Origin of the sequence: Pedococcus sp. 2YAF34, assembly GCF_052114585.1 — a bacterium.
In the GTDB taxonomy this organism is placed as follows: Bacteria; Actinomycetota; Actinomycetes; order Actinomycetales; family Dermatophilaceae; genus Pedococcus.
In genome coordinates this window covers 228,487-248,692 of record NZ_JBFRFA010000001.1, presented here as the reverse complement: position 1 = coordinate 248,692, position 20,206 = coordinate 228,487, and the positions used below count along the sequence as shown (strand labels likewise).

Below are 20,206 nucleotides of genomic sequence, written 5' to 3'. Positions count from 1 at the left end.
GGCCCTAGTCCGCGCGGGCCGGCCCGACCGGCCCGGTCGCCCGCCCCTACCAGGGGCGGGCGGGGGCGAGGTCGCGGGTGTCGTCGACCGGCACCCAGCCCTCGCCCGTGTGCACGTACTCGTGCCGCGGCCCGTGGGCAGCGAGGTCGGCGACCGCGGCGAGCAGCCGCTGGACGTGGGCGGCGGTCGTGGCCAGGCCGATGCTGGCTCGCACGGCGGTGTCGGGGCCCTCGGCGTACGGGTCGTCGAGGAGCGTGTCCACGCACAGGTGCGCGCAGAACTTGCCGTCGCGCACGCCGATCCCGTGCTCGGCCGACAGGACCGCGGACACGAGCGAGGAGTCGACCCCGTCGACCGTGAACGTCGCGACCGCGACCCGCTCGTGGCCGTCACCGAACAGCGAGTAGGTCTGCACGCCGTCGATGTCGCGCAGGCCGTCGAGCAGGGCCTTGCCCAGGAGCTGCTCGTGCGCCTCGACGGCTTCGCCGTGCTCGCGCAGAGCGTGGCAGGCGGCGGCCAGCGCGATGGCCCCGATGACGTTGGGGCTGCCGCCCTCGTGCCGCGCCGAGCCCGTGTGCCACTGCACCCCGTGCTCGGTGACCGCCTTGGTGGCACCGCCGCCGGGCAGGTAGGGGGCCGCGGCGTCGAGCCAGTCGGCGCGACCGGCGAGGACGCCTGCCCCGAAGGGCGCGTAGAGCTTGTGCCCCGACAGGACGACGTAGTCGACGCCGAGCTCGCCGAGGTCGATGCGGCGGTGGGGGGCGTACTGCGCGGCGTCGAGGACGACGCGGGCACCAGCGCGCCGCGCGACCGCCGCCAGCTCGCGGATCGGCCAGACCTCGCCGGTCACGTTGGACGCGCCCGTCAGGACGACGAGACGGTTGCGGCCCTGGCGGGTCCGCAGGGCCTCCCGGAGCAGGACGACCGCGTCGGCGGCGCTGCCGGGCACGGGGATCCGGACCGTCTGGCGGGCCTTCCACGGCAGCAGTGCCGCGTGGTGCTCGGACTCGAAGACGAACACCGAGGTGTCGCGGGGGAGCGAGCGGGACAGCAGGGTGAACGAGTCGGTGCTGTTGCGGGTGAAGACGACCTCGTCCCCCTCGCGCGCCCCGACGAAGGCCGCCACCTCCGCGCGGGCCTGCTCGTACCAGCCGCTCGTCACCGCGGAGGCGTAGCCCTTGCCGCGGTGCACCGAGGAGTAGGTCCGCAGCGCCGTGTCGACGGCGGCCTTCACGCTGACCAGCGCCGGGGTCGAGGCGGCGTGGTCGAAGTTGGCGTAGTCGGTCGGGCCGTCCAGGGTCGGGACGGGCAGCCCGCCGGACACGACGGCGGGCAGTGCTGAGGCGCTGAGGGAGCGCACGGGCAGGGGCGGGACTGCGCGCAGGTGCTCGCGGGCGTGGGCCAGGGGAGCGGTACGGCGCGTCGCCGCCCGGGAGGCCTCGGGAGTGGTGGGCGGGGTGCTGGCTATCGACACGGAGGTCAGCTCCTGGGTCCGGTGGACCCGGGCTGGGCTCGGGTCCGCGCTTGCCACCTGCTCCTGCAGGCGGCCCGGTCGTCACCCGGAGCACCCCACCGCGGTGGAGGGTTGCTGGTCAGCAAGCCGGGGCTGTGCGCTGACACTCATGACCTTGGTCGACGACGGTAGCGGCCGGCTCGGGGCGGCTCCAGCAGGTGGACCGACCTTCCCGTCATCTGAGACGTGCGGCTGGCTGGTGCGCCTGCGCCGACGCCCGGACGGTGTCCCGGAGGATCCGTGGTCGTCGGCGCAGGCCCCGCCAGACGCCCGCCCAGAGTGGCACCGGCACGCCGTATGGCGACAGGGGTGAGCCCCGTCCGTGTCCGAAGTGATGCACCGGCCTCACCCGTTCGGGGGAGGGGCGGCCCGCGGTCGGAGGGACAGATTGGGCGCAGTGCGACGCGTGTGACGCGTGTGTCCGGTGTGGCCGTCGCGTAGCCTGCGGACCATGGCCACACGTCCGTCCACCTCGACGCGCTCCTCCTCGGCCGGGCAGGCGCGCAAGGGCACCACCACGCGCCCTGCCAACCGCCGTTCCCCTGCGCCACGCAAGCAGCCCGCGCGGGGCAAGGCCAGCGGCGGCGGCCTGCCCCTACCGCTGCGCGCGGTCCGGGGGACGTGGATGGGGATGGCGCACGTCGCAGGCGGCGCCGTCCGCCGGGTCGGCAGCAGCGCCCGCGACCTCGAGCCGGAGCACCGTCGCGACGGCCTCGGCTTCACCCTCCTCGGCCTCGCCATCCTCGTCGCCGCCCGCGAGTGGTGGGCCTTCGAGGGTGCGCTCGGCGACGTCGTCCACGCGGTCGTGGCCGGCACCTTCGGCCGCGTCGCCTACGCCGTGCCGCTGGCCCTGCTCTTCCTCGGCCTGCGCCTGCTGCGGGCGCCCCAGGACGACGGCGCGACGTCGCGCATCGGCATCGGCCTCGGTGCGCTCGCCTTCGCCGCCTGTGGCCTGGCCCACGTGTCACAGGGGATCCCTACCCCACCGCAGGGCGCCGACGGCATGCGCGAGGCCGGCGGCATCATCGGCTTCCTCGCCTCCAGCCCGCTCGAGGCGGCGGTCTCCGTGTACGGCACGGTCCCGATCCTGCTCATGCTCGGCTTCTTCGGCCTCCTGGTCATGACGGCCACGCCGGTGCACATGATCCCCGAGCGCCTCGCCGAGCTGCGCGACCACCTGCTGCACCGCGCGGCCGTCGAGCCCGAGCCGGTCGAGGTCGTCGAGGACAAGCCGCGCCGCCGTCGCCGCGTGATCGAGCCCGAGGGGCCCCTCGACGGCGACGAGGCCTTCGAGAAGGCCGCCGTGGTCGTCCCGGACGGCAAGGGCCTGCGCCCCGGCGAGAAGCGACCCACCGCTCCCGGCGTCCTCGCGCCCGGTGCCGCGGGGGCCGCCGCTGCGGCCGCGCCGACCCGCCCGCCCGTGGTCGAGAAGGCCACCCTCGAGGCGCCGCCGACGACCCCGCTGCCGCAGCGGGTCGAGCAGCTCGCCCTCGCCGGCGACATCACCTACACCCTGCCGGACAACGCCCTGCTCGAGCCGGGCTCGCCCCACAAGTCGCGCAGCGCGGCCAACGACCGTGTCGTCGAGGCCCTCACCCAGGTGCTCGACCAGTTCGACATCGACGCGCAGGTGACCGGCTTCAGCCGCGGCCCGACGGTCACCCGCTACGAGGTGGAGCTCGGCCCCGGCATCAAGGTCGAGCGCGTCACCGCCCTGTCCAAGAACATCGCGTACGCCGTCGCCTCGGCCGACGTCCGCATCCTGTCGCCCATCCCGGGCAAGTCGGCCATCGGCATCGAGATCCCCAACACCGACCGCGAGAAGGTCAGCCTCGGCGACGTCCTGCGCAGCCAGGCGGCCCGCGGGAACGAGCACCCGATGGTCATGGGCGTCGGCAAGGACGTCGAGGGCGGCTACGTCATCGCCAACCTCGCGAAGATGCCCCACCTGCTCGTCGCGGGTGCGACGGGCGCCGGCAAGTCGAGCTTCGTCAACTCGATGATCACCTCGATCCTCATGCGCTCGACGCCCGACGAGGTCCGCATGGTCCTGGTCGACCCCAAGCGCGTGGAGCTCACGGCGTACGAGGGGATCCCGCACCTCATCACCCCGATCATCACGAACCCCAAGAAGGCCGCCGAGGCCCTGCAGTGGGTCGTGCGGGAGATGGACACGCGCTACGACGACCTCGCCCAGTTCGGGTTCAAGCACGTCGACGACTTCAACAAGGCGGTCAAGGCCGGCAAGGTGAAGCCGCTGCCCGGCAGCGAGCGCGTCATCCACCCCTACCCGTACCTGCTGGTCATCGTCGACGAGCTCGCCGACCTCATGATGGTCGCCCCGCGCGACGTCGAGGAGTCGATCGTCCGCATCACCCAGCTGGCGCGCGCCGCCGGCATCCACCTCGTCCTGGCGACCCAGCGCCCGTCCGTCGACGTCGTCACCGGCCTCATCAAGGCCAACGTGCCGTCGCGCATGGCGTTCGCGACGTCCTCGCTCGCCGACAGCCGGGTCGTCCTCGACCAGCCCGGCGCGGAGAAGCTCATCGGCCAGGGCGACGCGCTGTTCCTGCCCATGGGCTCCAGCAAGCCGATGCGCGTCCAGGGCGCCTGGGTCACCGAGTCCGAGATCCAGGACGTCGTCAAGCACGTCACCGACCAGCTCAAGCCCAGCTACCGCGAGGACGTCACCGTCGTCGCGGCCAAGAAGCAGGTGGACGACGACATCGGCGACGACCTCGACCTGCTGCTGCAGGCGACCGAGCTCGTCGTGACGACGCAGTTCGGGTCGACGTCGATGCTGCAGCGCAAGCTGCGCGTCGGGTTCGCCAAGGCCGGCCGCCTCATGGACCTGCTCGAGTCGCGCGGTGTGGTCGGGCCGTCGGAGGGCTCCAAGGCCCGCGACGTGCTCGTCAAGCCCGACGACCTGGCCACGACGCTCGCGCTCATGCGCGGCGACGAGGTGCCCGACCCCGAGCCGGTCTTCGACGGCCAGGCGGCTCCCGACCTGCAGGGCGCGGCTGGCGACGTCGAGCGGACCGACGCGGTGCCGGTGGGGACCTACGCCCCCGGCTACGCGCCCGACGCGCGCTACGCGAACGACCCCGTGGCGGCGCAGTACGCCGGCCGCGAAGAGGTCGAGGAGCCGGCCGACGCCTGGGAGCTCACTGGCCGGGACTGAGTCTCCGCCGGGGCGTCGGCGGGCACGGCCCGGACCGGCGCTGGGGAGCGTGCTGGGCGCGGCCGTCGTCCACGTCGCCCGCGCCAACGCCGTCGACGTGGCGGTCTTCCTCGGCACCGCCGTCCTCATGCTCGTGGTGCTACGGCGCGACCTGCCGCCACGGACGCCGCCCCGGTGGCTGTCCGGGAGGTGGGCCGGACCGGTGGCGGCCTCGGTCGTGGGGCTGGTCGTTGCCGTGCAGCCGCGGGCGTCAGTCGCCGTCCAGCTGACGCTCGCCGTGGTCGGCTTGGTGGGCCTCGTGGTGGTGCTGCGGGCGGGGGAGGGCGCGCCCGTGCCGCGGCTGCCCACCGCACGCGCCTGGGTCTGGACCGTCCCACTGCTGGCCGGCTGCCTGCTCGAGCTCGCCGACCTCCTCTCCCAGCCGGACGCGCAGACCGACAACCCCGACCACCCGACGTTGAGCACCCTGGTCGACCCCCTGCTCGAGGGACGGCCCATCCGGGTGGTCGTGGCGGTCTGCTGGGCCCTGGCCGGGTGGGTCCTCCTGCGGGCCCTCGCGGAGCGGGGGAGCCGGCGGTGACGGCCCGGGCCCTGACCGCCACGGCCAACGTCGCGCTGCTCGCCTGCCTCGTGGTCCTGGCAGCGGTCGCGCAGCGTCGTCCCGACGTCGTGCCGCGGGTGTCGGAGGTCGTGCGGGAGGCCGCGCGCACCCGGGCGGGCCAGCTGCTCCTGCTGCTCGTGTGGTGGTGGCTGGGGTGGCACTTCCTGCTCGCGGCGTGAGACCGGCGCCCCCGCCGGAATGGATGGCGCACGTCCCGTCGTTGCGAACCCTGTGACCGCAGCCCCCGAGATCGCAGCCCCCGACACCCTCGTCCCGACGCCGGACGGCGTGCCCGTCGACGCCGCTGCCGTCGATGTCCGCACCCCGACCGTCCCTGCCCCGGAGACGGCGCCGACCGGTCGGGCCTACCTGCGCTTCGTCCTGGTGCTCGGGGCCCTCATCGCCATCGGGCCCCTGACGATCGACACCTACCTGCCCGCGCTGCCCTCGATCACGCGCGACCTCGGGGCGTCCGAGTCGGCCGTCCAGCTCACCCTCACCGGCATCCTGCTCGGTATGGGGCTCGGGCAGCTGCTCGTCGGGCCGCTCGCCGACGCCGTGGGCCGCCGCCGCCCCCTCATCGCCGGACTGGCGCTGCACATCGCGGCCTCGGTGTTCTGCGCCTTCGCGCCGTCGATCGAGCTGCTGACCGTCGGTCGCGTCCTGCAGGGCCTGGGCAATGCCGCCGTCGCCGTGGTCTCGATGGCCATGGTGCGGGACCAGTTCGCCGGGTCGGCCGCGGCCACCATGCTGTCGCGCCTGATGCTCGTGATGGGCCTGGCCCCGGTGCTGGCGCCGACCCTCGGCGGAGCCATCCTGCAGGTGACCTCGTGGCGCGGGGTGTTCGTCCTGCTCGCCGTGGCCGGAACCATGATGGTGACGCTGGCGTCGTTCGCCCTGCGCGAGACCCTGCCGGCGCACCGCCGTCGCAGGCTGGCGTTCCGCCCGGTCGTGGCGACCTACGGCTCCCTGCTGCGCGACCGCACCTTCGTCGGGCTGGTGCTGATCAGCGGCCTGATGTTCGCGACGCTGTTCTCCTACATCGGCGGCTCGTCGTTCGTGCTCCAGGACATCTACGGCCTGAGCGTCGCGCAGTTCGGCCTGGTGTTCGGGCTCAACTCGCTCGGCTTCCTGACCGGTTCGCAGGTCAACCCGTTCCTGCTGCGGCGGTTCGAGCCCCAGCTGCTCGTCCGCGCCGGCGTCACCATCGGCGCCGTGGCGGCCCTGCTCATGGTCACCTCCGCCGCCACCGGGTTCGGTGGACTGCCCATGGTGCTGGCGCCGCTGTGGTTCATCCTCCTCGCGTGCGGCCTGACCCTGCCCAACACCCCGGCCCTGGCACTGACGCGTCACGGCGAGGCGGCAGGCACCGCCGCAGCGCTCCTCGGCGCCGCCCAGTTCGTCATCGGCGGCGCGGCTGCGCCCCTCATCGGCGCGATGGGCTCCGACTCGGCCGTCCCGATGACGCTGGTCATGGCGCTCACCGCCTCCCTGGCCCTCGTCGTCGCGACCCTGACGCTGCGCGGAAGGCTCACCCCGGCCTGACGGTCCGCGTCGCCCTCAGCCGGTCCCGGCGAACGGTCGCACCGGCGGCCCGGCAGGGGGCTCGGCGAGGCCGGCCCGGATGTGGCCCACGAGGGCGGCCAGCGGGGCCGGGACCTGGGAGGGCGTCAGGGCTGAGGCGAGCGCCTGTGCCACGACGAGCTTGCGCCCCGAGGTGGTTCCCGCGAACCGCCGCAGCTGGTCGTGCACCGGCCGGCCGTCCCACGCGGGCTGCCGCCGGAACGCCAGGAAGCGGTCCAGGAGGCCGAGCCCGGCCAGCACCTCCTGCACCCGGGCCGTGCCGAGCGCGCGCACCAGCTCGTCCTCGAGGTCCCGGTCGCAGACGTGGAAGCCGAGCGCGGCCATGTCGGCCCGCGTGCCCACCGCGTGACCGACCGCTGCCAGGGCGCGGGACAGGAACGGTGCCTCGGCGGCGTCACCGAGGCCGAGGACCCGCGGCCCGGCGCCGTCGGACGCGTCTGCCACGAGTCGGACGAGGTGGTGGCGCACGTTGGTGACGCCGCCCATGTCCACGAGCTGCACGTCGTGGGCGCGGCCGTCCCCGACGCGGCCGTTCCCGACGTGGCCTTCCGCGAGAGACCCGACGCACGAAGGCGCGTCGAGGGCGAGGAGGGCCCGTACGGCGGCGACGTCGCTGCGGCCCTCGAGCAGGACCACGACCCGCGGAACCCTCGGCACGGGTCTCAGTTGCCCTCGAGGTCCTGCCCGCGCGAGCCACGGGCGGCATACACCTGGCAGTCGCTGCCGGTCGACGCCGCCAGGCGGGTGACGAGGTCGGCCCTGCCCTGGGCGGCGGCGATGACGCCCAGGAGGTAGCAGGTCTCCGGGTCGGGAGTCAGAGGGGCGGTCGACGAGACGCCGGCGGACGCCTCGACGGCCTCCAGCCGGACGGACTGACGGTGGTCGACCCAGCCGAGCGCGGCCAGGACCACCGCGACGAGCACGAGCGCGAACCCACGGCTCACCGGCCGTCCCAGCTCCATCGCCACGGCGAGCGGCTCGAGCGGCGAGGGCGGGCCGAACGGGCTTGGCTCGGACGGCGTCCCCGGCACGTCACCCGGCTCCTGCGTCCCTGCGTGCGTCGGTGTCCCCATGTCTCCCCCTGGTCGCTGGTCCTGCGGACGAGGGTAGGGGGGTCGCCCCGCCCGCGGGGCCGGAAGAGTGGATCTCCGAGCGGCTCAGTGCTCCTGGGTGCTGGTGTCGAGCAGGGCCGACAGCTGGTCGGCGAGCAGGACCGCGACCCGGCGCTGCTGCACGCTGGGGCGGGAGACGCGCGAGGCGGCGGTGAGGGTGAAGTAGCCGCGCTGCCGACCGCCCACGTACACCGGCAGGAGGATGACCTGGTCGATGGGCAGCCCGCTGCGGTCGACATCGAGGGTGAGCCCGGACCGGGTCACCGAGCCGTCCCGCCCCAGCACGGGGCCCCCGGGCAGGTGGGTCGACGCGTGGTACTCGCACGAGTCGAGGCGGAGCACGTCCCGGAGGCGGGCCGCGACCGCGGCGATCACGCGCTGGGGCTCGCCTCCGGGGGTCGCCACCGACTCGGCTGTCGCCATCACGCCGTCGAGGTACCCACGGGCGCGGCCGAGCTCGGCGCGCTGGCGCTGTCCCCACAGCGCGAGCTCGTTGACGGCGAACCCGACGAGCAGCAGCAGGACGGCCACCTGGACGTCCTCGGAGTCGTGGATGGTCAGGCTCTCGTAGGGCTTGGTGAGGAAGTAGTCGAAGCCGACCGCGCTGGAGACGGAGGCCGCGAGACCTGCGGGTCGCAGCCCGGTCGCGGAGGCGGCGACGATGAGCAGGGTAAGGGCGACGACGGCGCTGGCGTCGGGCAGCGGGCGGCCGGCTGCGGCGAGCACCCCGCACGCCAGGAACGGGACGACCAAGGCCACCGCGGTCACGGCACCACGTCGCGCTTCCAGGATCTCCTCGAGCTTCACGACTCCATGACGCCCACCGATCCCGCTGCAGGTCAAGGGACTTGATGCCTTGTTGACGCTGTGGGCCGCCCTGCGGCGCCGCCGCCTCGGGCAACGCCGTCAAGAACGCGTCAACGCCCGTCACCACGACGTCAAGGGGAGCCACCGGGCCGTCCGCCTGTCCTTCACTGGAGCCGTGATCGAGAACATCATCGCCGCAGTCGCCGGCATCGCCCTGCTCGTGTACCTCGTGTACGCGCTCGTCCGACCGGAGCGCTTCTGATGTCCGGGACCGTCAGTGGCCTGCTGACCATCGGACTGCTCCTCGCGCTCCTCGCCGTGTGCTACCACCCGCTCGGCGCCTGGATGGCCCATGTCTACAGCGACACGCGCCACTGGCGCGTCGAGCGGGTCCTCTACCGGCTCGTCCGGGTCGACCCGGACTCCGAGCAGGGGTGGCGGACCTACGCGGTCAGCGTGGTGGCCTTCTCGGTGGTGAGCATCCTCCTGCTCTTCGGGCTCATCCTCGTGCAGCTGCGACTGCCCCTCACGCAGGGCTCGCAGGGGATGGGTGCCACCACCGCCCTCAACACCGCGGTCTCGTTCGTCACCAACACCAACTGGCAGTCGTATGCCGGTGAGGTGGGAGCCACGCCGATCGTGCAGACGGTCGGGCTGACCGTCCAGAACTTCGTCTCGGCTGCGGTGGGCATGGCCGTCGCCGTGGCCCTCATCCGCGCCGCGGCGCGTCGTTCGGCTCGCGACATCGGCAACTTCTGGGTCGACCTGGTCCGCGGCTGCGTGCGCATCCTGCTCCCGATCGCCGCCGTCGCCGGCGTCGTGCTGCTCGTGGGCGGCGTCGTGCAGAACCTCAGCGCACCGGAGACCGTGAAGGCGCTCGCCGGTGGCGACCAGGTGATCCGGGGCGGCCTGGTCGCGTCACAGGAGGCGATCAAGGAGCTGGGCACCAACGGAGGCGGCTACTTCAACGCCAACTCCGCGCACCCGTTCGAGAACCCGAACGCCGTGACCAACCTGCTCGAGATCTTCCTCCTCCTGCTCATCCCGTTCGCGCTCACCCGGACCTACGGCATCCTGGTCGGCGACCGGCGCCAGGGCTGGGCCCTGCTCGGGTTCGCGGGCGTCCTCTGGGCCGCAGGTGTCGCGGCCACGACCGCCTCCGAGGTCGCCGCCTCGGGTGGGCTCGGCGGCGCCATGGAGGGCAAGGAGCAGCGGTTCGGCCTCTGGGCCTCCACGCTCTTCGCCGCCTCCACCACCGGGACGTCCACCGGTGCGGTCAACTCGATGCACGAGAGCTACAGCCCACTCGGCGGGGGAACCGTGCTCACCACCATGGTGCTGGGCGAGATCTCGCCCGGAGGCGTCGGGTCCGGGCTCTACGGGATCCTCATCGTGGCCATCCTCGCCGTCTTCATCGCCGGTCTCATGGTCGGCCGCACACCGGAGTTCCTCGGCAAGACCATCGGTCGCCGAGAGGTCACGTGCGCAGCCCTCTACATCCTCGTGATGCCCATCCTCGTGCTGGTCTTCACCGGCCTGTCGCTGGTGCTGGACGGGCCCAGGTCGACGATGCTCGCCTCTGGTCCCCACGGCCTCACCGAGGTGATGTACGCGTACGCCTCGGGCAGCAACAACAACGGCAGTGCGTTCGCCGGCCTCACCGCCGACACCCCCTGGTACAACCTGACCCTCGCCGCCTGCATGTTCCTCGGCCGGTTCGTGCCGATGCTGCTCGTGCTGCGGCTCGCGGGCCTGCTCGTCGAGCAGCACCCGCGCCCCGCGACGGCCGGCACCATGCCGACCCACACCCCGCTGTTCGTGGGGCTCCTGACGGGTGTCGCCCTCATCGTCGCCGGGCTGACCTTCTTCCCTGCTCTTGCCCTCGGGCCCATCGCGGAGGCTCTTTCATGACCAAGCACACGATCACCGGCGGGCACTCCCTCAGGGAGGTCGTCCCGCAGGCGCTCCTCAAGCTCGACCCGCGCCACGTCTGGCACTCGCCGGTCATCTTCGTGGTCTGGGTCGGTTCGGTCCTCACGACCGGCCTGGCCGTCAAGGACTCCAGCGTCTTCAGCTGGTCGGTGGCGGTCTGGCTCTGGGCGACCGTGCTCTTCGCCAACGCCGCCGAGGCCGTCGCGGAGGGGCGGGGCAAGGCCCAGGCAGCCTCGCTGCGGGCCACCAAGAAGGAGACCATGTCACGGCGCCTGCGGGAGGACGGCACCGAGGAGCAGGTTCCCGGCTCCGGGCTCCGGATCGGCGACACCGTGGTCGTCGAGGCCGGACAGGTCGTTCCCGGCGACGGCGACGTCGTCGAGGGCGTGGCCACGGTCGACGAGTCGGCGATCACCGGGGAGTCGGCACCGGTGATCCGGGAGTCCGGTGGCGACCGCAGCGCCGTCACCGGCGGCACCACGGTCCTCTCCGACCGCATCGTCGTGCGGATCACCACAAAGCCGGGCGAGAGCTTCATCGACCGGATGATCGCGCTCGTCGAGGGGGCGCAGCGGCAGAAGACCCCCAACGAGATCGCCCTGACGATCCTGCTCACCACACTGACGATCATCTTCCTCGTGACCGTCATGGCCCTGCAGCCACTGGCCGTCTACTCGGGTCGCTCGCAGTCGGTGATCGTCCTGGTCGCCCTGCTCGTCTGCCTCATCCCCACCACCATCGGCGCGCTGCTGTCCGCGATCGGCATCGCCGGCATGGACCGCCTCGTGCAGCGCAACGTCCTGGCGATGTCGGGCCGCGCCGTCGAGGCCGCCGGCGACGTGTCGACCCTGCTGCTCGACAAGACCGGCACGATCACGCTCGGGAACCGCCAGGCCAGCGAGTTCCTCGGCCTCGACGAGTGCGACGGCCGTGCCCTGCCCGAGGCGGCGCACCTGTCCTCGCTGGCCGACTCGACCCCGGAGGGTCGCTCGATCGTGGAGCTGGCACACAGGGCATACGGCGTCGACGGCTCGCAGACCGCGGAGGCGCTCGCCCTCCAGGGGGCGACGTTCGTCGAGTTCAGCGCGACGACCCGGATGTCGGGGGTGGACCTCCCGGACGGCTCCCGGGTCCGCAAGGGCGCCGGCTCGGCAGTGGCCGCATGGGTGCGCGAGACGGGCGGGACGGTCGACGAACGCGTCACCACCCTCGCCGACCGGATCGGCGCCTCGGGCGGCACACCGCTCGTCGTGGCGGAGCAGGAGGACGGCCGTCCCGCGCGCGTCCTCGGCATCGTGCACCTCAAGGACATCGTGAAGCCGGGCATGCGCAAGCGCTTCGAGCACATGCGTCGGATGGGCATCCGCACGGTGATGATCACCGGCGACAACCCCCTCACCGCCGAGGCCATCGCCCGGGAGGCCGGTGTGGACGACTTCCTGGCCGAGGCCACCCCCGAGGAGAAGATGCGCCTCATCAGGGCCGAGCAGGAGGGTGGGCGGCTGGTCGCGATGACCGGCGACGGCACGAACGACGCGCCCGCGCTCGCCCAGGCCGACGTCGGCGTGGCCATGAACACCGGTACGTCGGCAGCGAAGGAGGCCGGCAACATGGTCGACCTCGACTCGGACCCGACCAAGCTGATCGAGATCGTCGAGATCGGCAAGCAGCTGCTCATCACCCGGGGCGCGCTCACGACGTTCTCGATCGCCAACGACATCGCGAAGTACTTCGCGATCATCCCCGCGATGTTCGTCGTCCTGTTCCCCGGGCTCGACGCCCTCAACGTCATGGGTCTGGCCTCGCCGGAGTCCGCCATCCTGTCCGCGGTCATCTTCAACGCCCTCATCATCCTCGCGCTGATCCCCCTGGCCCTGCGCGGGGTGGGCTACCGACCGAGCAGCGCGAGCAGCCTGCTGAACCGCAACCTGCTGGTCTACGGCCTCGGCGGCATCGTGGTGCCCTTCGTCGGCATCAAGGCCATCGACCTCGTCGTCTCCCTTCTCCCCGGATTGAGCTGAACATGTCGTCGTCAAACACCCGCCAGCTCCTCGCCGCCCTGCGGATGTTCGTGGTGCTCACCGTGCTCCTGGGCGTGCTGTACCCCGCCGCCATCTGGGGGGTTGGCCGGCTCGGCCTCTCGCACCAGGCGGACGGCTCGCGCGTGGAGCGGGGCGGTGTCGTCGTCGGGTCCAGCCTGCTTGGCCAGAACTTCACGGACGACCGCCACTTCCAGGGACGCCCGTCGGCGAGCGAGTACGCCGGCGACGTGAGCGGCGGGACGAACCTGTACTCCTCCTCTGCCGACCAGGTGAAGGCGGTGCGGGAGCGGGCGGTGGCCTACCGCGCGGCATACGGGACGCAGGCGCCTGCGGACGCCCTCACGGCGTCCGCCAGCGGGCTCGACCCGCACATCTCGCCCGCCAACGCGCGAGCACAGGTGCCCCGGGTGGCAGCTGCCCGCGGACTCCCGGACGCCGTCGTCGCACGCCTCGTGGAGGAGCACATCCAGGGGCGGACCCTGGGCTTCCTCGGCGAGCCGCGGGTCAACGTGCTGGAGCTCAACCTGGCGTTGGAGAGAATCAGCAGGTGAGCAGGGGAGTGCTGCGGGTCTACCTCGGCGCCGCACCAGGCGTCGGGAAGACCGTCGCCATGCTCTCCGAGGGGCACCGACGCCGCGACCGCGGGACCGACGTTGTCATCGGGGTGGTCGAGAGCCACGGGCGGGCCCACACGGCTGCGCTCGCCGAGGGGCTCGAGCAGGTGCCCCGGCGCACGGTCGAGCACCGTGGCTCCACCCTCACCGAGCTCGACGTCCCCGCAGTCGTCGCCCGCCGCCCGCAGGTGGTCCTCGTCGACGAGCTGGCTCACACCAACGTGCCCGGGAGCCCGCACACCAAGCGTTGGGAGGACGTCGAGGAGATCCTGGCCGCAGGGATCGACGTCATCTCGACGGTCAACATCCAGCACCTGGAGTCGCTCAACGACGTCGTGGAGTCGATCACGGGGGTCCGGCAGCAGGAAACCGTGCCGGACGACGTCGTCCGACGGGCCGACCAGATCGAGCTCGTCGACATGTCGCCGCAGGCGCTGCGGCGGCGCCTCGCCCACGGCAACGTCTACGCCGCAGAGCGGGTCGACGCGGCGCTGGCCAACTACTTCCGCGAGGGCAACCTCACCGCCCTGCGCGAGCTGTCGCTGCTGTGGCTCGCCGACCGGGTCGAGGAGGGGCTCGACCGTTACCGCACCGACCGAGGCATCACCGAGCCGTGGCCGACCCGCGAGCGGGTGGTCGTCGCGCTCACCGGCGACGCCGAGGGCCGGACGCTGCTGCGCCGGGCCGCCCAGATCGCCGCACGGGGCGCCGGCGGCGAGCTGGTCGCCGTCTACGTCACCCCGCCCGACGGCCTCGTCGACGCGCGGCTCGAGCAGCTCGAGGAGCTCCGGCGGCTGACGGCCGAGCTCGGGGGGACGTTCCACACCGTCAAGGGCGACGACATCGCCACCGCGCTGCTCGTCTTCGCCCGCGGTGTCAACGCCCGGCAGATCGTCATCGGCGCGTCGCGGCGCAGGCGCTGGCAGGAGGTGCTCTCGCCCGGCGTCGGGCAGAAGGTCGTCGAGGGCTCCGGCGAGATCGATGTGCACCTGGTCACCCACGAGCTCACCCGGTCGGTCCGGGCGCCGTGGCGGTTCGGGCCGGAGCTGGGCCGCCGCCGTACGGCGCTCGGCTGGGCTCTGGCCGTCGTGGGGACCGCGGTGCTCACGGCTGTCCTGCACGTCACCCCGGCCTGGCACGACCTGCCCCTCGAGGTGCTGCTGTACCTGTTGCTCACCGTGGGGACGGCCCTGGTCGGTGGTGTCTGGCCGGCTGTCGCCGCCGCGGTCCTGGGCAGCACCACCATCAACTGGTTCTTCACCCCGCCGGTCCACACGTTGACGATCTCCGACCCCGAGAACCTCGTCGCGCTCGCGGTATTCCTGCTCGTCGCCGTCGCCGTCTCGTCCGTGGTGCACCTCAGTGAGCGCCGGGCCGCTGCCGCCCGCGAGGCCCAGCGCGAGGCTGCGGCGCTCGCGGCCTCGGCGGAGTCGCTGCTGGGGGAGCGCGACCAGCTGCCGGCGGTCCTGCGCCAGGTGGTGGAGTTCTTCGGAGTGGACTCCGCCGCGGTGGTGCGCCGTCCGACGGTGCGTGACCCGTGGCAGGTGCTCGCCGCCACCAGCGGGTTCGACGTCGCGGCGGTGCGGGACGCGTCCGTGCGCGCCCCGGTCGACGACACGACCTCACTCGTCCTCGTCGGTCGGGTGGTCTCGGCCCAGGACCGGCGGCTGGTGTCGGCGTTCGCGGTGCGGGTGGGCGCCATCCTGCGCCGCGAGGAGCTGGTCCGGCTCGCCGACGCAGGTCGGGCGCTGGCCAAGGACAACCGCGCGCGGACGGCCCTGCTCGCGGCCGTGTCGCACGACCTGCGCACGCCGCTGGCGAGCATCAAGGCCGCGGCCTCGAGCCTGCGCCAGCCGGACGTGGTCTTCGGCGAGGAGGACCGGGCCGACCTGCTCGAGACCATCGAGGAGTCGACCGACCGCCTCACCGTGCTCGTGACCAACCTGCTCGACATGTCACGGCTGCAGAGCGGGGCCGTCGTGCCGCGCCTGGCTGCGGTGCACCTCGACGAGGCCGTGACCGCGGCCGCTGCGCTGCTGCCGGGAGGAGGCCGCGTACGGCTCTCGATGGACGCGGGCCTCCCGCCCGCCTCCGCGGACCCCGGGCTGCTCGACCGTGTCCTCGCCAACGTGCTCGAGAACGCCCTCCGGCACTCTGGCGGGGAGGTGGTGGTGGCCGCGTCGGCGACGGCCGACCGCGTGCAGGTGCGGGTCGTCGACCGCGGTGTCGGGGTGCCGGAGGGGGCCAAGGAGGCGATCTTCGCGCCGTTCCAGCGGTTCGGCGACGCCCCGCGCGGCACCGGGGTCGGGCTCGGTCTCGCCGTCGCCCGTGGTCTCGTCGAGGCGCTCGGGGGCACCATCGCCGCCGAGGACACCCCCGGCGGTGGCCTGACCGTCGTCCTCGACCTGGCGCGCCACGAGGCGGCCGACGGGGGACCGCACGGCACGGACGCGCCCACGGTGCCTGACAGGATGGCGACGTGAGCACGGTCCTGGTGGTCGACGACGAACCCCACCTCCTGCGGACCCTCGCCATCAACCTCCGGGCCCGCGACTACACCGTCGAGACGGCCGGCGACGGGCGCAGCGCCCTGCAGGCGCTGCACGACGGGTCGATCGACCTCGTCGTCCTCGACCTCGGGCTGCCCGACCTCGACGGGGTCGAGGTCCTGCGGCGGCTGCGGCAGTCCTTCGACCTCCCGGTCATCGTGCTCTCCGCCCGCACCGACTCCATCGACAAGGTCGAGGCGCTCGACCTCGGCGCGGACGACTACGTCACGAAGCCGTTCGCCATGGACGAGCTGCTCGCCCGCATGCGGGTCGCGCTGCGACGGGGCGTCACGGGCGCCCCCTCGACGGTGCCGGCGTTCGCCACCGACCACTTCACCCTCGACTTCGCCGAGCGCCGGGCCGTCGTGGCCGGGTCCGAGGTGCGGCTCACCCCCACCGAGTGGAGCCTGCTCGAGGTCCTCGCCCGCCAGCCGGGGCACCTCGTGTCGCAGCGGGACCTGCTGCGGGAGGTGTGGGGCCCGGGCTACGGGCGGGAGTCCAACTACCTGCGCGTCTACGCCAACCAGCTGCGCCGCAAGCTCGAGCCGGACCCCACCCGACCACGCCACCTGCTCACCGAACCGGGACAGGGCTACCGGCTGGTCGCAGCGCAGGGCTGACCAGGCCCACCTAGGGTGTTCGCCATGCGCCGCTGGTTCAACGCCGTCAAGGGCCACCCGAGCGGGGTCCTCCTGGTGGCCCAGCTGCTCGAGGTGCTCGCCTACCCCTTCGCCGGGGACACCCCGCTCGGACGCACGCTCATCGGCCTGTTCGGGGTGCTCGTGCTGGCTGTCGCCGTGTACGCCGTGCGCGCCACGCCCGCGCTGACCTGGGTGGCCGTGGTGCTGGGGATCCCGGTCATCGGCCTCACCATCGCCGAGGGGTTCCTCCCCACGAACCAGCAGGTGGTGTTCTGGTCGGCGGTCCTGCACGCCGCGTTCTACGGCTACACCGGGTACGGCCTCATCCGCTACCTGTTCGACGACTCGTGGGTGACCCGCGACGAGATCTTCGCCGTGGGGGCCAACTTCACCGTCGTCTCGTGGATGTTCGCCTACCTGTTCATGGCGCTGCAGGTCGTCTACCCGGGGTCGTTCATCGCCTACCAGGGGGAGGGGCACCGGACGTTCCTCGAGCTGCTCTACCTGTCCTTCGCCAACTTGACCAGCGTGGGGCTGTCCGACGTCACCGCGGTCCTGCCGCACGCCCGGTCGGTGGTCATCGTCGAGCAGGTGGCCGGCGTCATGTACGTCGCGCTCATCATCGCCCGCGTCGTCGGCCTCACCATCACCCGCTGGCGCAACGGCTAGCAGGGACAGGCTCAGAGCTGAGCCGGCTCGGTGGCTGCGACGAGGTCGAGCAGAAAGGTCGCGATGGCGGCCCGTTCACGGGCGCGGGCGAGCACCTCGGGCGTGGGCTCGTGGTCGAGCAGCTCGAAGGGCATGGACGACAGCGCGTTGAAGATCAGCATGTGGAGCGCGTGCGCCCTGCGGATGGTTGCCTCACTGACCGTCGCGCCCTCCTCGTGCAGGCCACGGACGTACGCCGGCACGATGACCGCCTCGACCTCGGCCAGGCTGCTGGCGGGCCGGCGGCCGATCTGGACGTCGCCGAGCAACAGCTGCCCCAGGTCGAACCCGAGCGGCTGGCTGCTCCAGAAGCCGAAGTCGATGAGGACCACGTCCGAGGAGTCCGTCGTACGCAGCAGGTTGTTGGGGCACGCGTCGCCGTGGGCCGTCCCGACGGGGACCGACTCGAGCTCCGTGACGTAGGCGTCGACCGCCTCCACCTGCGCCAGGAGGCGGGTGCGGAGCTCCTCCCCGAACGTCGCCCGCAGGACCGGGTGCGCCCACAGGCGGTCGTCGCGGAGCATGGGCACCACCTGCACGGTGAGCCGCCCGTTCACGTAGTCGCGCACCGTTCGCCTCCGGTCCCCCTCACCGACGCAGGCCAGTGGGCGCACCCGCTCGCTGGCTGCCAACCGCCCCAACAGGTGGGCCGCATGCGCGAACTCGTCCACCGTCCACGGGGCGTCCCGGGTCGTCACCGCCTCCAGCCAGACCGACGCAGACAGCTCGTCGAGGTCGCGCACGGCCACCACGCCCGGCATGGTGAGCCCGTCCGGGAGGCGGTCGACGAGGTCGCTGCGGTAGACCAGCGGTTCGGTGCGCCACGGGACGCTCGCCGCCGCGAGCTCCTTGAACTCCGGTGGCACCGCGGCGAAGAGCGGGGACCTCGACCAGCACTGGACGTGCTTGACGAAGAACCGGAACGGCAGGGTGCCCTCGGGGGTGTGGGCAGTGCCGGAGACCCAGTAGCGCCCGGCAGTCGTGATGGCCTGCAGGTCGTAGTCGACCACGTCCCACCGCGACCCCAGGATCGACACCTCCTCGCGGCAGACGCCCAACCACCGGGCCACGATGGACGCCAGCTCCGAGTCGGGGACGTGCACGGGACCGAGCTCGGACCGTCCGTCCATGGTCACCACCCCAACCGGTAAAGCAACTTTCCCACCTAGAAAAAGGTAAACTGCCTTTATGACCAGGGTCAAGGGGCAGGACGGTGCAGATGCGCACGTCCTCGAGCTCATGGGTGGGGTCCTCGGGCACTTCCGCGCCCTCGTCGCGCACGAGGACTGGGGGCATCCGTTACGGAGCTCGCACCTCCGGGTGCTGGGTCAGGTCCCCGACGAGGGCATCGCGATCACCGACCTCTCCGAGCGGCTCGGCATGACCAAGCAGGGCTGCGGACAGCTCGTCACCGGCATGGTCGAGCTCGGCCTGGTCGGCGACGGCAAGGACCCCCGCGACGGCCGGGTGCGCCTCGTGACGCTCACGCCCCAGGGTCGACGGACACTCGAACGGTTCGAGCAGCGGGTGGCCGAGACCGAGCGTGCCTGGGCGGGGGCCGTGGGACCGCGGCGCTACGCCACGTTCCGCGCGGTACTGCGTGAGCTGGCCGAGGACGACGCGCGCCGTACCGGCTGACCGGCCGGGTCCGGGTCCGTGCTTCAGGGCAGGGCCGGCGCCGACGCGTCGGCGCCGTCGAGCTCGGCGATGGTCGCGAGGCTGGGGCCGCGCTGTTCCTGCAGGGCGTGCGCCCCGTCCTCGGCGTCCTGCATGACCCGCAGGATGTTGCCGCTGGTGAGCTTGGCCAGGTCGTCGTCGGACCAGCCGCGGTCGGCCAGGGCCGTCAGGAGCCGCGGGTAGCCGGTGACGTCCTCCAGCCCCTCGGGCAGCTCGGCGACACCGTCGTAGTCGCCGCCGAGCCCGACGTGGTCCACGCCTGCGACCTCGCGGACGTGCTCGATGTGGGCCACGACGTCGTCCAGGGTCGCCTTCGGGGTCGGGTGCTCGGCCTTGTAGGTGTCGTAGAAGGCCGAGTACGCGTCGGCATCGGCCGGCGTGATGCCCCGCTCGGCGGCGACGGTGTTGAGCTCCTGGCGCCAGGCGGCGGCCGCCGGGTTCACGAAGGTCGGGACGAAGGTGACCATGCAGACGCCGTGGTTGTCGCGCAGGGACTCCAGCACGTCGTCGGGCGCGTTGCGCGGGCTGTCGCAGACCGCCCTGGCCGAAGAGTGGCTGAAGATGGCCGGCACCTCCGCCACACGCAGGGCGTCGCGCATGGTGTCGGGGGAGACGTGCGAGAGGTCGACGAGCATGCCGATCCGGTTCATCTCGCGGACCACCTCGACCCCGAACGCACTGAGCCCGCCGAGGACCGGCTCGTCGGTGGCCGAGTCGGCCCAGTCGACGTTGCTGTTGTGGGTAAGTGTCATGTAGCCGACGCCGAGGACCCGCAGCATCCGGAGCGTCGCGAGCGAGTTGTTGATCGAGTGACCGCCCTCGGCGCCGAGCAGCGAGGCGATCCGTCCCGACTCCCACGCGGCCCGCACGTCCCGGGCCGTCCGCGCGAACGCGAGCTCGTCGGCATACCGCGCCACGAGCTGGTGCCCCGCATCCACCTGCTCGAGCGTCGCGCTGACCGCGTCGTCGCCGGCCAGCGAGGCCGGGACGAAGACCGACCAGAACTGGGCGCCGACGCCGCCGCGGCGCAGCCGGGGCAGGTCGGTGTGGGTCGGGGTGCCCCCGGCGCCGACGTCGAGGCGGTCGAAGTCGTAGCCCACCAGCTGCCGCGCCTCCCACAGCAGGTCGTTGTGCCCGTCGAGGACGGGCTGGCGCGCCAGCAGCGCTGCCACGCGGTCGGAGGTCGTCTTCGGCGTGCCGCTCGTGGTGGTCATGGCGCCACGCTACCCACCCGTAGAGTGGTGG

The 20,206-nt window shown here is 72.8% G+C and carries 18 protein-coding genes and 1 riboswitch; of the genes, 12 read left to right on the top strand and 6 right to left on the bottom strand.

Annotation, left to right across the window (positions count from 1 at the left end):
• Positions 1-46: 46 nt before the first annotated feature.
• The gene (locus tag AB4Z02_RS01205; RefSeq protein ID WP_441968636.1) at positions 47-1,474 is read right to left on the bottom strand and encodes an aminotransferase class V-fold PLP-dependent enzyme; all 1,428 of its coding nucleotides are present in this window, start codon (positions 1,472-1,474) and stop codon (positions 47-49) included.
• A 41-nt stretch (positions 1,475-1,515) separates the two neighbouring features.
• Positions 1,516-1,628, bottom strand: a riboswitch (SAM riboswitch).
• Positions 1,629-1,964: 336 nt separating this feature from the next.
• Here AB4Z02_RS01205 and AB4Z02_RS01200 point away from each other — a divergent pair.
• Genes AB4Z02_RS01200 through AB4Z02_RS01185 form a run of 4 tightly spaced genes read left to right on the top strand, consistent with a single transcriptional unit; the run spans position 1,965 to position 6,840 of the window.
• Positions 1,965-4,694, top strand: coding sequence for a DNA translocase FtsK (locus AB4Z02_RS01200; RefSeq protein ID WP_441968634.1), 2,730 nt, complete (start codon positions 1,965-1,967; stop codon positions 4,692-4,694).
• Between the two features lie 49 nt (positions 4,695-4,743).
• Entirely contained in the window at positions 4,744-5,274 is a 531-nt protein-coding gene (locus AB4Z02_RS01195; protein WP_056884691.1) for a hypothetical protein, read from the top strand.
• The gene (locus AB4Z02_RS01190; protein WP_441968632.1) at positions 5,271-5,474 is read left to right on the top strand and encodes a DUF6186 family protein; all 204 of its coding nucleotides are present in this window, start codon (positions 5,271-5,273) and stop codon (positions 5,472-5,474) included. The genes AB4Z02_RS01195 and AB4Z02_RS01190 overlap by 4 nt, the downstream gene beginning before the upstream one ends.
• A gap of 52 nt (positions 5,475-5,526) precedes the next feature.
• Positions 5,527-6,840 carry a multidrug effflux MFS transporter gene (locus tag AB4Z02_RS01185; RefSeq protein WP_441968630.1) on the top strand — a complete coding sequence of 438 codons (1,314 nt, stop codon included), beginning with the start codon at positions 5,527-5,529 and terminating at the stop codon, positions 6,838-6,840.
• 15 nt (positions 6,841-6,855) lie between these two features.
• On the opposite strand, the gene AB4Z02_RS01180 is transcribed toward AB4Z02_RS01185, so the two are convergent.
• From AB4Z02_RS01180 to AB4Z02_RS01170, 3 genes are all read right to left on the bottom strand, one after another.
• Positions 6,856-7,536: a hypothetical protein gene (locus AB4Z02_RS01180; RefSeq protein WP_441968628.1), complete on the bottom strand. Its 681-nt coding sequence runs from the start codon at positions 7,534-7,536 to the stop codon at positions 6,856-6,858.
• Positions 7,537-7,541: 5 nt separating this feature from the next.
• Complete coding sequence (locus AB4Z02_RS01175; RefSeq protein WP_441968626.1) at positions 7,542-7,952, bottom strand: hypothetical protein; 411 nt, start codon at positions 7,950-7,952, stop codon at positions 7,542-7,544.
• An 84-nt stretch (positions 7,953-8,036) separates the two neighbouring features.
• Positions 8,037-8,798 carry a DUF4118 domain-containing protein gene (locus AB4Z02_RS01170; protein WP_441968624.1) on the bottom strand — a complete coding sequence of 254 codons (762 nt, stop codon included), beginning with the start codon at positions 8,796-8,798 and terminating at the stop codon, positions 8,037-8,039.
• 52 nt (positions 8,799-8,850) lie between these two features.
• Between AB4Z02_RS01170 and kdpF the strand changes: the two genes are divergently transcribed.
• The 7 genes from kdpF to AB4Z02_RS01135 are packed head-to-tail and all read left to right on the top strand — an operon-like array spanning position 8,851 to position 17,245.
• A complete protein-coding gene (gene kdpF, locus AB4Z02_RS01165) occupies positions 8,851-9,060 on the top strand; it encodes a K(+)-transporting ATPase subunit F (RefSeq protein ID WP_441968622.1) in 210 nt (69 codons plus the stop codon).
• Entirely contained in the window at positions 9,060-10,709 is a 1,650-nt protein-coding gene (kdpA, locus tag AB4Z02_RS01160) for a potassium-transporting ATPase subunit KdpA (protein WP_441968620.1), read from the top strand. Before kdpF ends, kdpA begins: the two co-directional genes overlap by 1 nt.
• Entirely contained in the window at positions 10,706-12,751 is a 2,046-nt protein-coding gene (gene kdpB, locus AB4Z02_RS01155; RefSeq protein ID WP_441968618.1) for a potassium-transporting ATPase subunit KdpB, read from the top strand. The genes kdpA and kdpB overlap by 4 nt, the downstream gene beginning before the upstream one ends.
• A gap of 2 nt (positions 12,752-12,753) precedes the next feature.
• Positions 12,754-13,323 carry a K(+)-transporting ATPase subunit C gene (gene kdpC / locus AB4Z02_RS01150; RefSeq protein WP_441968616.1) on the top strand — a complete coding sequence of 190 codons (570 nt, stop codon included), beginning with the start codon at positions 12,754-12,756 and terminating at the stop codon, positions 13,321-13,323.
• Positions 13,320-15,869 (top strand): DUF4118 domain-containing protein, encoded by a 2,550-nt coding sequence (locus AB4Z02_RS01145; protein WP_441968614.1) that lies wholly within the window; start codon positions 13,320-13,322, stop codon positions 15,867-15,869. The genes kdpC and AB4Z02_RS01145 overlap by 4 nt, the downstream gene beginning before the upstream one ends.
• Entirely contained in the window at positions 15,866-16,555 is a 690-nt protein-coding gene (locus AB4Z02_RS01140) for a response regulator transcription factor (RefSeq protein ID WP_441968612.1), read from the top strand. Before AB4Z02_RS01145 ends, AB4Z02_RS01140 begins: the two co-directional genes overlap by 4 nt.
• A 24-nt stretch (positions 16,556-16,579) precedes the next feature.
• Positions 16,580-17,245 carry an ion channel gene (locus AB4Z02_RS01135; protein WP_441968610.1) on the top strand — a complete coding sequence of 222 codons (666 nt, stop codon included), beginning with the start codon at positions 16,580-16,582 and terminating at the stop codon, positions 17,243-17,245.
• Between the two features lie 11 nt (positions 17,246-17,256).
• Here AB4Z02_RS01135 and AB4Z02_RS01130 read toward each other — a convergent pair whose 3' ends face one another.
• On the bottom strand, positions 17,257-18,414 hold the full coding sequence (locus tag AB4Z02_RS01130; protein ID WP_441968608.1) for a phosphotransferase: 1,158 nt from the start codon (positions 18,412-18,414) through the stop codon (positions 17,257-17,259).
• Positions 18,415-18,472: 58 nt separating this feature from the next.
• Here AB4Z02_RS01130 and AB4Z02_RS01125 point away from each other — a divergent pair, with 58 nt between their 5' ends.
• Entirely contained in the window at positions 18,473-18,922 is a 450-nt protein-coding gene (locus AB4Z02_RS01125) for a MarR family winged helix-turn-helix transcriptional regulator (RefSeq protein WP_056884680.1), read from the top strand.
• 23 nt (positions 18,923-18,945) lie between these two features.
• Here the strand turns inward: AB4Z02_RS01125 and AB4Z02_RS01120 are convergent, their stop codons facing one another.
• A complete protein-coding gene (locus AB4Z02_RS01120; protein ID WP_441968606.1) occupies positions 18,946-20,175 on the bottom strand; it encodes a dipeptidase in 1,230 nt (409 codons plus the stop codon).
• Positions 20,176-20,206 lie beyond the last annotated feature (31 nt).